Raw genomic sequence first — 16,037 nt, forward strand, 5'->3', positions numbered from 1 at the left:
GTTAAAAAATTATAGAATACAGAACTTATAGATTGTTTTAACCCTAAAATAAATAAGTCCGTTTCTTATGAAAGAGATAAACAAAACCAAAACTGCTCTCCACTCGCTCCAAAAACAAATTGTTGCTTTTTTCTTAAAAAACGGAAAATTGTTAGGTCAAATTACTTTGACCTTAGTTTTCTTTATAATTGTTTTTTGGTTTATAAAAGAAGAACAAAGTGAGTTGTATCAAATAAAAAAAAGCATGATCGCAGCGCAGCCGCAATGGGTTCTGATAGCTTTACTTGTTACAATTCTATATATTTTTCTTCAAGGGTTGTTATATGTCGTTTCATTCTCGGCTATTGGCGCCAGAGTCAGCTGGAAAGATGCAAATGCTCTGTTTATAAAAAGAAACTTTATAAGTGTATTTCTTCCTGCCGGCGGTATCACTTCACTTTTGTTCTTTACTGAACGTTTATCAAAAAAAGGAACAACTAAAACTGAAATTCATTTAGCCTCTGCCTTATACGGATTTGTTGGAATTTTATCAGTTGTACTTCTTGCAATACCTCTATTTCTCTTTTCTCTGCTAAAAGGAAGTATTGGCTGCAGCGAATGGCTGGTTCTGGCACTTGTTATCTTTATTCTGCCATTACTTTTTGTTTTAATCAATTCGATAATTCAAAAAGGAAGTTTTTACAAATTTCTGTTGAAAAGTTTTCCAAAAACAGAACCTTTTTTAAGCGATTTGCAACAGCATAAAATCAATAGAAAAAGCTTTCTTAAAATTGTACTTTGTTCTTTATTAATTGATCTTACTGGAATTATACATATTTACATTGGTATGAAAGCAATGCAGCTAGAAGCTTCCTTCACAGCCGCTTCAATTGCCTATGTAGTTGCTGTTATCTTTTTAATCGTCTCTCCTTTACTAAGAGGTCTTGGCGCCGTCGAAGTCTCGATGAGTTATATTTTAATAAAATATGGATTCAATAATATGGAAGCTGTTGCAATAACACTATTCTATCGTGTTTTCGAATTCTGGCTCCCTTTGCTTGCCGCTGTATTCTTGTTTGCTTCAAGAATCCAAAAACTGATTTTGCGAATAGTTCCTGCGCTACTTTTGTTTGTACTTGGAGTTATAAATATCATTTCAGTTGTAACGCCTGCCATTCACAGCAGACTTTTAACTCTTAAAGATATTCTGCCTATTGAAGCCATACATACCTCAAACTATTTGGTGCTCACAACAGGTTTATTTCTATTGGTAACGGCAGCTTTTATGCTAAAAGGACTTCGAATAGCTTGGTGGTTTGCCGTATTATTATCTATAATTTCATTAATTGGAAACCTTACTAAAGCCATTGATTTTGAAGAATCTACTATTGCATTTTTAGTGCTTTGCGTTTTAATTGGAACACGAAAAGAATATTACATAAAAACCAATCCAAAACTTGGACTTATCGGTTTACAAACTTCATTATTAAGCATATTAGCCGTTTTAATTTATGGAGTACTGGGCTTTTATTTCTTCGACAAAAAACATTTTGACATTGATTTTAGTTTTATGGAATCTATTCGATATACACTTCAAAACTTTTTTTTAATTGGCAGTGATAACCTGCATCCAACAGGAACTTTTGCGATGCATTTTTTACTATCACTCAAAATTAGCGGCTTTCTTTCTTTTGCCTTCTTAATTTTTATATTAGTAAAACCTTCAATTCTAAAAAACACTGTCACTGCACAAGAAAAAGAAACTGCCGCTGCACTTTTAGAGCAATACGGTAATTCAAGTTTAGATTATTTCAAAACCTATTTTGATAAACTGCTTTATATTTCAAAAAATCAAAATGCGTTTCTTTCTTATAGATTATCAGGAAACTTTGCGGTTGTACTAGAAAATCCTGTTGGAAGTAACGAACAGGAAATCCGTTCTTGCATTCTTGAATTTGATAAATATTGCTATGATTATGGATTAAGAAGTATGTTTTATCGCATTCCAGAAGTAAACCTAAAAATGTATACTCAAATGGGTAAAAAATACTTTTTTGTTGGTCAGGCTGCTGTTGTAGATTTACAGGAGTTTCATCTTGAAGGACAAAACAGAAAGTCTTTGCGCAATTCTATAAAAAAAATCACCGATTTAGGTTTGCGAGCTGTTATTAATGAGCCTCCAATAAAAGATGGTTTACTCCAGCAAATAAAAGCCGTAAGCGATCAATGGCTTATCGAAACTTCACGAAAAGAAGTACTTTTTTCTCAAGGTATTTTTCTTTGGGAAGAACTCAAAAAACAAACCATTATTATGGTAGAAAATAGCGAAGGTAAAATTCTTGCGTTCTTAAATATCATTCCCGATTATAAGAAAAATGAAAGTACTTACGACTTAATCCGAAAAACAAATGACGCGCCAAATGGTATTATCGACTTTATGATGGTAACACTTTTTAATCATTTAAAATCACAAAATGTTTCTTTTGTAGATCTTGGTCTTGCGCCAATGAGCGGAATCGAAAACCCGCAGACTATTCAAGAAAAGTCAATGAAATACGCTTACGAAAAACTAAAATCATTCTCTCATTATAAAGGTCTTCGTGATTTTAAAGACAAATTCTCACCATCATGGCATAATCAATATATTGTTTTTAATGATGATTACGACTTGCTTCAAATTCCGCAGGTTCTATCAAAAGTAATTAAAAGTTGAGTCGAACGTCTAAAAGTCTAAAAAAAAATACAGATTTTCAGATTGTTACCATTAATCTTCTACTACTATTTATTTCGTAGGAAGCAGATCGTCTAAATCAGACAATTTATAAAACTTAAGATCATGCTGTTTCATATATTTACAGATAAACTCCAAAGTTTCAATTTTAACCTGATAATTTTCAGTTACATTCTTCACGGGTTTATGACCGCACAAAAGCAAAATTTTATTATTTTTCTTCGCATAATCAAGTAATTCTAAAACATAAGGAATACTGAAATGAATGTGACTGTTATCAATATCAAAAGCAAATACTATTTTTTTATTATTAAAATAACTATCCTGTTTTTCTGGAACTTCACCTCCAAAAGCTCTTCCTCTAATAATTTTAAAATCGGAAGATAACGCTTTATCAAGAGCATCAGATCTTTCTCCGTAAGGATATGCAAATGAAGTCACCTTAAAAGATTTCTTTTTCATAGAAGCGATCATAGGGTCAATTTCCTGCTTCATATAGGCATCAATTCCATTTTGCTGTACAAACTTTACCGCATTGTAATGATGATAACCATGGCCTGCAATTTCATGTCCTTCTTTTTGAAGCTGCAGCAGTTTTTTCATTTGAGGACCTCCAATAGAATCAATTCTACAAACATTAAAAGTGGCTTTCCATCCATATTTCTTCAAAGCCTGATCAGCCTCAAACCATTCATCAACATAAGCATCATCAAAAGATAAAATTACGCCAGCCTCATATGAATTTGGTTCTGGTTTTTGCTTTTTGCTGTCGCAGCCTAAAAAAGTTAGTAACAGTAAAAATGCCATTGTTTTGATTAAAAAAAACTTCATAAACTACGATCAATTAGTTAACAATAAAATTTTGATTCTTTTGTTGAATGATAAATTTGAGAACCAAATATAAACTTTTTTTGAAATCATTTACTTACACATGATATAAATAATACTATCCTATATTCTCTATTATTTTTCTTGTTATAGGTTGTACTTTTAACTATTTTTATGGTCAATAATTTCTCCGCTTTCAAATGATTATAAAGAAAAAAGATACTTGGTTTAAAATGCTCTTTGAATGGAAAGGTTCTGTTTTGCCTCAGCTCCTTCCCAGACTTGTATTATTGTTATTATTCTCCTTTACAGTAGTTTATTTTAAGCCTTATCTTATTCAATACAACTTACATATTAATCCTGCCATTTTTACGTTATTTGGTATTGCACTGGCTATTTTCCTCGGATTTAGAAACAGTGTAAGTTATGACCGATTTTGGGAAGGACGAAAACTTTGGGGCGCACTGCTGAATGATACTCGATCTCTAGCCAGACAAAGCATTACTTTGATTAATGACAATACTTATGAAACAAAACGTGATAACTTTCTTAACTTACTTATTGCTTTTGTTTACAGCTTGAAACATCAGCTTAGAGAAACAGATTCTGCAGAAGACATGACACGGCTGCTTCCTAAAGAACTTGCAGAACATCTTAAAGAAGTTCAGTTTAAACCTGTGATCATTTTGCGCGAATTAGGTGTTTGGGTGAAAAATGCCAAATCTGAAAACAAAATTGACAGCATAACACAATTGGCTTTTGAAGAAAACCTAAACAAACTCTCAGATATAGTTGGCGGCTGCGAAAGAATCGCCAGTACACCTATTCCCTATACTTATAGTGTATTATTACATCGAACCGTTTACATTTATTGTTTTTTATTGTCTTTTGGTTTTGTAGAAACAATGGGATGGATTACACCATTTATAATTGTATTTATTGCCTATACTTTTGTAGCGCTTGAAGCAATTGCTGATGAATTAGAAAATCCTTTTGGACTTCAGCCCAATGATCTTGCTCTAGATGCAATGTCGCAAATGATCGAAAACACACTTTTAGAATTGAACAATAAAAAAGTAACTCCAATAACAAATTCAAATGACTATTGTATTTCTTAGTTTATAATAGCCCGCATTACAAGTATATCTAATTATGAATAAAGTATTATTAGTTGAAGACGATCCAAGAGTTGCTTCCTTTATTAAAAGAGGACTTGAAGAACATCTTTATGAAGTTAAAACAATAGCAAAAGGTTTTGAAGCCATAAAAGAAGTTACTGAAAACGAATATAATATTATCATTCTAGATATTATGCTTCCTGATATAACAGGGTTTGAAGTTTGCGAAGCCTTAAGAAGCAGAAAAATTATAGTTCCAATTCTCATTTTAAGTGCGCTCGATACACCACAAGAAAAAATAAAAGGATTGCAAGCCGGTGCCGATGATTATCTCTCAAAACCTTTTATGTTTGAAGAGTTGCTGGCAAGAATAAACGCTCAGCTTCGTCGTGCCGAATTTAGTAACGGAATTCTAGATTTTCAATCGTATGCAGGAGTCGAAATTAATATGAAAGAACAAAGTGCTTCGAGAGACGGAAAGGAATTAAATCTTTCATCCAGAGAGTTAAAACTTTTAATATTTTTTATGAAGAATCGGGAAAAGGCTTTATCTCGAACTGCAATTGCTCAAGCTGTTTGGAGTATCGATTTTGATTCAACATCAAACACGGTAGACGTTTATATTAATTATCTTAGAAATAAAATAGACAAAAACTTCGCAGTTCCATTAATTCATACTATAAAAGGAACAGGATATATGCTCAAACAAAAGAGTCATGAATCTTAAAAACAAGCTATCTTTAAATTCTACTCTGCTTTTTGCCTTTACGGTAGGTCTTCTTATGGCAGGTGCTTTTTTCTTGTTTAAAAGTCATATGAAAGATTTGTACATTGATACTCTTGAAGATCATGCCATGACTACTGCCCTTTTTTACTTTGAAAAAGATGAAATTAAGGAAATCAACAACGAGCGTTATCGACAGATTGAAATTCAATACAATAAAATCGACAACGAATCTATTCGGGTTTACGATGCCAAAACCAAGCAGCTTTATTTACGCGACAATATTGATATTGATTTAAATGATCAATATTTAGATCATATAATCAAAAATAAAATGACGTCGTTTACTATTAATGACAGACAATTTGTTGGATTATTCTATAAAGACAATCAAGGAGATTTTATAATTGTTGTTTCGGGAATTGATCGTGCAGGCAATAGACAGCTCGAAACATTGGGATTAATGTTCTTACTGTTCTATTTAATTGGTATACCTTTAAATTACTTTTTAGGCACTTTTTTGTCAAGAAAAACATTTCGTCCATTTGAAGAAGTTATTGCCAAAGTAAATACCATAACCACAGAAAACCTTCATTCTAGATTAGAAATTCCGCAAACCAGCGATAAAGACGAAATTAAAGAACTGGCAACCACATTCAATTATCTGCTTGAAAGATTAGAAAGCGGGATTATGATTCAGAAAAACTTTCTGAAAAATGCTTCTCACGAACTAAAAACACCGCTTACCATTATTATTGGAGATATTGATGTTTCGCTGCAGCAGCCGAGAACAAACGAGCAATATCAGGATATATTAAAATCGCTTCGAAATGACACTTTACACTTAAAAGCTACTTTAGAAGGTTTATTAGTATTATCTGGACTCGAACTTTCTGAACCGCAGCAGATGGAAACAGTGAGAATAGATGAAATTCTCTGGAATGTTCTGGAGAAAAAAGCTATTGAATATCCTGAATCTAAAGTTTCGGTAAATTTGGACGGTGTCGCAAATTATGAAGATCTACTTTCTGTTTACGTCAATAAACACATGATATTTATAGCTTTGTACAATATCTTAGACAATGCCATCAAATTTTCATCGCCTGCGCAAGTGAATGTTTTTGCCTTTTCAGAAAATGATAAACTTCTTATAAAAATTATAGATCAGGGACCTGGAATTTCAGACCATGATAAAGAGGCCATTTTTGATCTCTTTTTTAGAAGTGATAATACACGTCATATACAAGGACAAGGATTAGGACTTTTTATAACCATGCAGATACTAAAACTTCATAATATCAAAATAACGGTAGATTCTCAACCCCAAAAAGGCACTTCATTTTCTCTTTTGTTTCCTTAAAAAAATCTTTATTTTTCAAGAAACCTGTATTAAATTATTTCACTCCTTTTTACAATTCGTAACACTGGCTTAACACTCTAATCTTTTTCTAATCTACTTTAAACCTAACTCTAATCTATTAATTTTCATTGTTTTACACAAAGCATTGATTTTAAAGCGTTAAATCATTTTCATTAAAATAACAACTTAGTAATTTTAAGATAACACGGAATAGTTTTATCATTTTAAGTTAACAAAAACGTTAAATCCGATCGAAACAAACTGAGTTTCTTTGTCAAATAAAAACTAAAAATAATGACAAAACTAAAACTCTTTTTTTCGGCGTTAATGCTCCTTACCGTAGGAAACATTTTTGCTCAAATTACAACTTCCTCTTTAACTGCAAAAGTTAATGACGGAACAGGTCCTTTAATTGAGGCCGAAGTAACGCTTACTCATTTGCCTACAAATTCAGTTTACAAAGCTGTAACTGACAAACAAGGCCGATTCAGTTTCGAAAATTTAAGTGCTGGAGGTCCTTATGAATTGGAAATTAAAAGCCCAGACACTAAAGATTATTCAAATGCAAATATACATTTAGCTCTTGGTGACAACGATTTACCTGCTATAGTAGTTAATAAAGCAGATAATACTGTATTGGCAGAAGTTGTTATTACAAGCTCTAAACCTTCCTCTAAAAATAACGGAACCAATATTAACGAAAAACAAGTAAATGGGCTTCCGTTAATCAACAGAGGGATTCAGGATGTTACAAAACTAGTTCCGCAAAGTTCAAACAACTCATTTGCAGGAACCAATTTTAGATACAACAATGTAACTATTGATGGTTCTATAAATAACGATGCAATTGGTTTCAGTCCATCATTAGGCGGTCAATCTGGTACTTCTGGTATGCCTGGAAGCAGTACACGTTCTAACTCAATAAGTTTAGATGCTATACAAGATATTCAGGTTTATATTGCTCCTTATGATATTAAACTAGGAAACTTTCTAGGTGGAAGCGTAAATGCTGTTACTCGCAGCGGTACAAATACAGTAAGCGGATCTATTTACAGTTACGGAAGAAGCGCAGCAATCACTGGACCTAATAATGCAGGCGACGGCTCAAAAATGCCAAATGCTTTTGGGGATTACCAAGTTGGTTTTAGATTAGGGCTTCCAATTGTAAAAGACAAATTATTCTTCTTTACCAATATGGAATATGCTGAAAGAACAGATCCTTTATTTTACAATGCAGGACAAACTGATGCAAACGGAAAAGTAACTTCGTTGATCGATAATGCGACAGCAGAACAAATATCAAATTTTGTTAAAACAAATTATGGTTTTGATCCAGGAACTTATGCTTCTTACAACAACTTTTCTAAAAGTCAAAAATTCTTCAATAAATTAGACTGGAAAATCAGTAATAAACATTCTCTTTCGTTGCGAAATAATACAGTAGTTTCTCAAGCTTCAAACCTAGAACGTGATGCGGCAAACTTTAGATTCTCAAGTATGGATTTTACACAAAAAAATCAAGCAATAAGTACTGTTTTAGAATTCAAAAGTCATTTCAACAGCCAATGGTCAAACTCCTTCATTGCAAGTTATTCAGCCATTAAAGATTATCGTGATCCAAAATCAAGCAATATTATATTTCCCCAAACAGAAATTGGTTATAATGGAGGTACAATATTCTTAGGAAACGATCGTGAAGCGACTGTTTTTAACATGAAACAAAACACAACTGAAATTACGGATAACCTAACCTACAAAACAGGAAATCATACTTTATTGTTTGGGACACACAACGAATTCTACGATATTAACTACGGTTTTGTAAATGCTCTTAACGGAAGGGTTTCTTATAAATCTCTTGCTGATTTCTATAGCAAACTGCCTACTCGTGTTCGTGGTACTTATCCGTTTGACGGTTCAACAAGAGATGAGATATTTAATAATCCTTATGCAAAATTCAAAGTAAACCTTTACAGCCTTTATGTACAAGACGAAATTAGAATTGGCAGTAAATTAAAAGTTACTCCCGGAGTAAGAGTTGATTATACAGATATGCCGACTAAACCAAATTTAAGCCCGCAAGTTCAAAACTCTCCTGCCGATCCAAACTATGGAACAACGTATTCTTACACGCCTTTAAGCCAAATAAAAAACAACTTTTTCAGCACGGCATTAATTTCGCCAAGAGTTGGATTTACTTATAATGTAGACGAAGACAAAACGCTTATTTTAAGAGGTGGTTCTGGAGTATTTACAGGAAGAGTTCCTTTTGCATGGTTAGGATACGCTTATTATAATGATGGTGTAGGTTACGGAAGCTACGATAAAAATAATTTAACTCCAGCTCAGATAGCTGCTGCGGGAGATCCTTTAAAAGCTAATGGTTTAAACGGTTATCACGACGCAACACCAAAAGTACAAGCAGATTTAATTGATAATAAATTCAAAATGCCAGCCGTTTTAAGAAACACACTTGCAATTGATAAAATTATCGACGGTTATAAATTTACTACTGAAGGAATGTATACAAAAGTAATTCGTGATTTAGAATTTCAACAAGTAAATAAAACCGATAATCCGTATTATTTCTCATACGATACAAATCATCAAATGCCAATTTACGCGGCAAATATCAATCCTGCATTCTCAAATGCTTATTTACTTTCAAATACAAGTAAAGGATATCGATACAGTATTACTGAAATGATTACAAAAACATACGACTTTGGTCTTAACTTCATGGTAGCTTATACTTACGGAGATTCTAAAGATGTTACAAACGGAATTCGTAACTCAATGGAAAGTAACTTTCAAATGAACCAATCATTAACACCAAATGATCCGCAATTAGCAACTTCGAATTTCAATATTAAACACCGAATAGTTTCTAATGTTGGATACGCTGTAAAACTGGCAGACAACAACACTTTCTCTGCAAATGTGTATTTTAATGCACAATCAGGAAATCCGTTCTCTTGGGGATTTGTAAACTCAACAATTGCAGGAACTGGACAAGCGGCAGGATTGGCTTACATTTTTAAAGATGCCGCAGAAGCAGCAAAATATATCGGAGTAAATGCAGCAGGAGTTCCATCAGCTACAGCAGCTCAACAAGTAGCAGATTACGAAGCTTTTATCAATGGTAACGACTATTTAAAAAGCAGAAGAGGAACATTCACACAAAGAAATGGCGATACTACACCATGGAACATTCAAGCTGATTTGAAATTAATGGACGAAATCAAAGTCAATAAAGTTGGTACATTCCAAATTTCATTCAGCATGGCAAACGTTGGTAATCTAATCAATAAAGATTGGGGAAGAAGTTATTTTGTTCCAAATACCTATAATTCAACCGCAAGTCTTGGTTTAACAAAATCAGGAAATATTGGCGGAACTGCTACTGGCGATCCTACTTATACATTCCAAAAACCTACATCAGCACCTTATACTGTAGATCAATTAGCCTCAAGATTCCAAGGACAGCTTGGACTTAGGTATTCGTTCTAAAAGACTTTGTTTGATTTTTTTTTGATTATCCTTCAGTTCCACCTTTAATGGAACTGAGGGATTTTTTTATAGTAAAATGTATTATTTCAATACCGAAGGCAAAATATATTCCTGCACAATCTTATCTGCCTGAGCATGAGCATAAGATTTATTATATGCTTTTGATGTAATAATAATCACAATTGGAAGCTCTTTAAAAACAATAAATTCGTTTCCGCCATTGCCGGCACAATAAAAAGTTTCATAATTCTTACCTTTAAAAACAAAGGTTCTATTCCAAAACAAATAACCATAAAACTGATTATCTCTTTCTGGAATCTGAATTTGTTTAGTAAACGTTTTATCTATCCAATCTTTACTTAATATTTGTTTTCCATTCCAGATGCCGTTGCTTTTATACAATTGAGCATATTTTGCATATTCCAGCGAAGTCATTTGTAAACTTCCCGCAGTATTAACCACTTTTTGAGGCGTATATTGCCATTGATATTCGGTAATATTTAAAGGTTTAAAAAGTTTCTCTGCTGCATATTTCTCTAAACCACCAGGGACAGATTTATCCAGAATATCGCCTAATACTACAACTCCTGCTGTAAAATAATCCCATTGACCTCCATTTTTTTTAGCTTTATTCATTGGTAAATCAAGAGCAAATTTAACCCAGTTGTCTGTTGGATACATATTTTCTTCGTTCCCGGGCGATTGTCCATCGATGTCAGATCCATCAATAGCAGAGGTCATCGTAAGCAAATCTTTTATTTTTACCCTCTCTTTTTCAACGTCATAATGATCAAATTTCTTTAAATCATAGAACTTGCTCAAAGTAACATTTTCATTCTTAATATAACCATCCTGTATTGCTAATCCCATGAATGTTGATGCAAATGATTTTCCTGCAGAACGTGTATCATGTAACGTTTTTCTATTAGCATCATTAAAATACTCCTCCAGCATTAATTTGCCTTCTCGAATTACCACCACACTTGTTATTTCTTTTAAATTATATTGACCAACAGCAATATTAAGTTCTTCAATTTTCTTTTTGTCAAATGGCAAAGCCGAAATCTCCCAGCCGCTATTGGGCTGTATTTCTTGAATTTCGATTTCTTTTGCTGTTAACTGAGGTGTTTTTACAACTAATTCTACCTGCCCTTCGGCAATTAAACTTCCCGTTTTAATCTCACTTGTTTCGTCCAATTTTACATACGGTCTGATTTCTATTTTTAGTAAATGCTTCCCTTCTATTAAAACTTTTTCTCCTCCATTATTCTTAAATCTTTCCCACATATAAATTGCCCACCAGTCCTCTCCTTTTGAACTAGTAAGAGGAACACGAAAAGTAATAGATGTTTTTTTATTTCCTCCAGATCCAAAATTAGCTCCAGAATGAATGTTTTCTTTATAAACAAACTTACCATCTACATAAAAGGAAAATTGAAGATTTCCTAACTCTAAAAGTTTTTCTGCCGGTACATCTGGCGTTAACTGATGCAGATAATTGACAACAGAATTATCCATAAAAACCCTAATATTTAAATCAGATTTGCGTTTAAGCTCAAATGATTGCAGCATATCTGAATTTTTATATTGCTCTAATGGAATGTTTCCATTCATAAAAGTCACTTTACCAGTATTCGATTTTTGAAGATCAGTTGTAATGGCATCTGTGGGATACAAATTATTATTCTGAGCCATTAGATTGTGGCATAAAAAAAGTAGAAACATTGTAAGAATTCGATTCATGATTTGATTTTTTTGATTGATAAAAAGCAAAAATAAGTCTCTCAAAACTGTAAAACTTGTACAGAATTAACGTTACAACTATTTTTTGAAAAGAATCTTTTTATGTGCAGAAGGGTTTATACCGTTGATTTCCTTAAAGCAACGATTGAAATGGCTTTGATCTGAAAAGCCACATTGATACGCAATTTCTGTAAAAGACTGCCGTTTAGAACTCATTAACGAAAGCGCCTTTTCAACTTTTAATTTCCTAATATATTCGCCCAAAGTACAATTAAAATACTTCGAAAAATCTCGTGAAAGATGCATAGGATGAATATCCAATATTTGTGATAAATAATCAAGTGATAAAGGATCAGCAAATTGTTCACGAAGAATTTCGTTAATCATTGTGACCCATTTTGGGTTTTTATGCAAAACATCTTCAGAACATTTTTTAAGTTTAGACAATATCTCCAGCAATAAAGTTTGTGTAGAAAGATCTGAATCACCATCATCAATTTTTGATGCCCTAAAAATTTTATACATCAGCAGTTTAATATCAGGATTACTAATTTTAGTACTTCCTTCTAAACCATCGCTGGTTAAGGACAGCTTATCAAACCATTCCTTCTCTATTTCAAGATGAAAGCCTCTTGTAAACCCCTCTGGTTTGATATTATAATGTGCATCTTGCCAATTATGAAACAACAAACTTCCAGGAACACAATTATAGACTTCTTTTTTATTTCCTTCAATAACATTTCCTTCAAGAATAAAAGTAAAATAAGCATGTTCGTGATAATGCCAGTCCACTTTAGGATGTGTATAAACAGTATCTGTCAAAGTAAGTCCGTCAAAACAAATTGTTTTGTTTGTTTCTCCGTAAAACTCCCCTTTTTGCGAATGTTTCATAAGTACTTTGAATAGAATTACTGACAGGAAAAAATCTGTTTTGAAAATTAATGGTATAAATATAATAATGATTCTGTTCAAATTACAAAAGAAAAAGCAGTATAAAAAAGAATTAGCAGGTTAAGACATTTCATGTCCTATTAATCCATCTTCTTATCTGATAATTTAATATCTATAGAGCATATATTTTATTTATTTTTCGAAACGAACTTAATGTCAACATTTTAACCATTATCTAAGATATAATTTCTAAATTAGTGATATGGAAACAAATCCGGATGTACTCATTATTGGCGGCGGACTAGCCGGTTTGACTGCGGCTATTCATTTGTCTCAAAGGAAACTAAAAGTAGTTTTAATCGAAAAATCCAGTTATCCTCGACACAAAGTTTGCGGTGAATATATCTCTAATGAAATTCTGCCCTATTTGCAATGGCTTGGCGCTGATGTTTCAGAGCTAAATCCCACCACCATTTCAAAATTTGAATTTACTGCCAGTAACGCAAAAAAAGCTTCTGCAACACTTCCATTAGGAGGCTTTGGCGTAAGCCGATACACGCTTGATAATTTTTTATATCAAAAAGCATTAACGCATAATTGCACTGTTATTAATGAGACTGTTACTAATGTATTTTTTAATAATGATACATTCACCATAAATACTTCTGATCAAACTTTTAAAGCAAAAATAGTTTTAGGCGCTTTTGGAAAAAGATCAAACATAGATCAAGTATTGACAAGAAACTTTATTCATAAAAAATCGCCTTGGTTAGCCGTAAAAGCCCACTATTCGGGTAGTTTAGACGATGACCTTGTGGCGCTTCATAACTTCAAAGGAGGTTATTGCGGGGTTTCTAAAGTCGAAAACAACGTCATAAACATCTGTTATCTGGCAGATTACAAAACCTTCAAACAATACAAAAACATTGAGGAATATCAGCAAAACGTACTTTATAAAAATAAACATCTCAAAGCCATTTTTGAGAACAGTCAACTCCTCTTTGACAAACCATTAACCATAAGTCAAATTTCTTTTGACAAAAAACAAGCTGTTGAAAATCATATTTTAATGATCGGCGATACAGCTGGACTTATTCATCCGCTTTGCGGCAACGGAATGGCAATGGCGATTCACAGCGCTAAAATAGCTTCAGAACTAATTTTAGAATATTTTTCGGAACAGCAAATGCCTCGTGAAATAGTCGAAAAAAAATATACCGAAGAATGGAATATTCATTTTGGAAAAAGAATGCTTTGGGGGAGAATTCTGGCTCAAATTTTAACTCACAAAACCATTACCAACATACTTGTTACAATAGTTGCATCGTCTCCTAGAGTAATATCTAAAATAATAAAACAAACACATGGCAAAACTATAGCAATTCACTAAATGGCAGTTAGCACCCAATATAGAACACTCGCTCCTGAGATTATGGATGATTTTTCTCTTGAAGGAGAAGAACTCCAAGCTGCGCTTGACCAGATTGCACGCATAAATCAATTGCTTGGCGGCAACAAACTTACTCTTCACGGAATAAAACAATTGCTTAAGAAAATAGATTCATCAAAAACAATAAAAATTGCTGACATCGGATGCGGCAATGGCGATATGCTGCGAATGCTGGCGAAATTTGCTAAAAAAAATAATCTAAAATTTAAGCTTATCGGTATTGATGCAAACGCATTTACCATAAAATATGCCCAAAATTTATCAAAAGAATATTCTAATATCCAATATTATTGCGAAGACATTTTTAGTCCAGAATTTAAAAGTTTAAAATACGATATTGTATTATGCACCTTGACGCTGCATCATTTTACCAATGTCGAAATATTAAATATAATTACTACCTTTAATAAGAATGTTGAAGTTGGAATTATTATTAACGACCTGCATCGCAGCAAACTAGCGTATCACCTTTTTGAACTGATTTGTGTTCTTTTTAGTTTGAATAAAATGTCGCGTGAAGATGGACTAATATCTATTTTAAGAGGATTTAAAAAATCTGAATTGGAAGAGTTCTCCAAAAAGTTAAACTTAAAAAACTATACCATAAACTGGAAATGGGCATTTCGCTATCAATGGATAATTACTAAAACATGAGTGTAAAAATAGTAACAGTTGCCAAGCAGCTACCACAATATTCAAGAGAAACATCCGAAATTATTCCAATGTTGGAAAATTGGCTTCACGGACAAGACGAACGCTTCATCAAAAAAGTCAAGAAAATATTTGAAGGCGCCGCTGTAGACAAACGTTACTCTATAATGGATCCTGAATCTGTTTTTACAGCAACTTCCTTCGAAGATAAAAACGACATTTATAGTAAGGAAGTTATTATTTTGGGCGAACAAGTTTTACAAAAAGCACTCGAAAAAGCCAACTGGAATCCAGAAACTTTAGACTATATTATTACGGTAAGCTGTACCGGAATTATGATTCCGTCATTAGATGCATACCTTGTCAATAAAATGAAATTAAGACAAGATATTGTGCGGCTTCCTGTAACCGAAATGGGCTGTGCGGCGGGAATATCTGGGATCATTTATGCTAAAAATTTCCTGAAAGCCAATCCCGGAAAACGTGCTGCTGTAATTGCTGTAGAATCACCAACAGCAACTTTTCAGCTTGATGATTTTTCGATGCCCAATATTGTAAGTGCTGCTATTTTTGGCGATGGTGCGGCTTGTTGTTTGTTGTCCTCCTATAATGAGGATTCTGGTCCCGAAATACTCGATGAAGAAATGTATCATTTTTATGATGCTGAACATATGATGGGATTTAAACTCACTAATAATGGTTTAAAAATGGTGCTGGATATAGAAGTACCCGAAACTATTGCTTCCCATTTTGAAGATATTATTCATCCGTTTCTACAAAAGAATAATTTAAAAATTGAAAATATAGATCATATGATATTCCATCCCGGTGGAAAAAAAATCATTAATAAAGTAGAGTCACTATTCTCAGAATTAGGAAAAAACATAAACTCAACTAAAGAAGTACTTAAACAGTATGGCAATATGTCTAGTGCAACCGTTTTATACGTTTTAGAACAAATTATGGACGAAAACCCTCAAGGAGGAGAAAAAGGATTAATGCTCAGTTTTGGGCCGGGATTCTCTGCACAACGAGTTTTACTGCAATGGTAA

At 33.0% G+C, this 16,037-nt stretch carries 11 protein-coding genes; 8 read left to right on the forward strand and 3 right to left on the reverse strand.

What is annotated here, in order from left to right:
* Positions 1-67: 67 nt before the first annotated feature.
* On the forward strand, positions 68-2,692 hold the full coding sequence (locus tag ACHRVL_RS10725; protein WP_395412582.1) for a phosphatidylglycerol lysyltransferase domain-containing protein: 2,625 nt from the start codon (positions 68-70) through the stop codon (positions 2,690-2,692).
* A gap of 69 nt (positions 2,693-2,761) precedes the next feature.
* Here ACHRVL_RS10725 and ACHRVL_RS10730 read toward each other — a convergent pair whose 3' ends face one another.
* Positions 2,762-3,517, reverse strand: coding sequence for a polysaccharide deacetylase family protein (locus ACHRVL_RS10730; protein ID WP_395412584.1), 756 nt, complete (start codon positions 3,515-3,517; stop codon positions 2,762-2,764).
* Between the two features lie 221 nt (positions 3,518-3,738).
* Between ACHRVL_RS10730 and ACHRVL_RS10735 the strand changes: the two genes are divergently transcribed.
* The 4 genes from ACHRVL_RS10735 to ACHRVL_RS10750 all read left to right on the forward strand — a co-directional run bounded on the left by ACHRVL_RS10735 (position 3,739) and on the right by ACHRVL_RS10750 (position 10,250).
* On the forward strand, positions 3,739-4,656 hold the full coding sequence (locus ACHRVL_RS10735) for a bestrophin family protein (RefSeq protein WP_395412586.1): 918 nt from the start codon (positions 3,739-3,741) through the stop codon (positions 4,654-4,656).
* Positions 4,657-4,690: 34 nt separating this feature from the next.
* Positions 4,691-5,383, forward strand: a complete 693-nt coding sequence (locus ACHRVL_RS10740; RefSeq protein ID WP_089055021.1) for a response regulator transcription factor — start codon at positions 4,691-4,693, stop codon at positions 5,381-5,383.
* Positions 5,373-6,740 carry an ATP-binding protein gene (locus ACHRVL_RS10745; protein ID WP_395412589.1) on the forward strand — a complete coding sequence of 456 codons (1,368 nt, stop codon included), beginning with the start codon at positions 5,373-5,375 and terminating at the stop codon, positions 6,738-6,740. The genes ACHRVL_RS10740 and ACHRVL_RS10745 overlap by 11 nt, the downstream gene beginning before the upstream one ends.
* Positions 6,741-7,034: 294 nt before the next feature.
* Entirely contained in the window at positions 7,035-10,250 is a 3,216-nt protein-coding gene (locus tag ACHRVL_RS10750; protein WP_395412591.1) for a TonB-dependent receptor domain-containing protein, read from the forward strand.
* Between the two features lie 81 nt (positions 10,251-10,331).
* Here the strand turns inward: ACHRVL_RS10750 and ACHRVL_RS10755 are convergent, their stop codons facing one another.
* Together ACHRVL_RS10755 and ACHRVL_RS10760 are read right to left on the reverse strand one after the other, a co-directional pair.
* Positions 10,332-11,993, reverse strand: coding sequence for a serine hydrolase domain-containing protein (locus tag ACHRVL_RS10755; RefSeq protein WP_395412592.1), 1,662 nt, complete (start codon positions 11,991-11,993; stop codon positions 10,332-10,334).
* A gap of 78 nt (positions 11,994-12,071) precedes the next feature.
* The gene (locus ACHRVL_RS10760; RefSeq protein ID WP_395412594.1) at positions 12,072-12,884 is read right to left on the reverse strand and encodes a helix-turn-helix domain-containing protein; all 813 of its coding nucleotides are present in this window, start codon (positions 12,882-12,884) and stop codon (positions 12,072-12,074) included.
* A 262-nt stretch (positions 12,885-13,146) separates the two neighbouring features.
* On the opposite strand from ACHRVL_RS10760, the gene ACHRVL_RS10765 reads away from it, so the two are divergent.
* From ACHRVL_RS10765 to ACHRVL_RS10775, 3 genes are read left to right on the forward strand one after another with little or no spacing between them, the layout of a single operon-like run.
* Entirely contained in the window at positions 13,147-14,274 is a 1,128-nt protein-coding gene (locus tag ACHRVL_RS10765) for an NAD(P)/FAD-dependent oxidoreductase (RefSeq protein ID WP_395412595.1), read from the forward strand.
* Positions 14,275-14,988 (forward strand): methyltransferase domain-containing protein, encoded by a 714-nt coding sequence (locus tag ACHRVL_RS10770; protein ID WP_395412597.1) that lies wholly within the window; start codon positions 14,275-14,277, stop codon positions 14,986-14,988.
* Positions 14,985-16,037, forward strand: coding sequence for a type III polyketide synthase (locus ACHRVL_RS10775; protein ID WP_395412599.1), 1,053 nt, complete (start codon positions 14,985-14,987; stop codon positions 16,035-16,037). Before ACHRVL_RS10770 ends, ACHRVL_RS10775 begins: the two co-directional genes overlap by 4 nt.

The sequence above is a fragment of the Flavobacterium sp. FlaQc-28 genome, from assembly GCF_044007415.1.
Taxonomy (GTDB): Bacteria; Bacteroidota; Bacteroidia; order Flavobacteriales; family Flavobacteriaceae; genus Flavobacterium.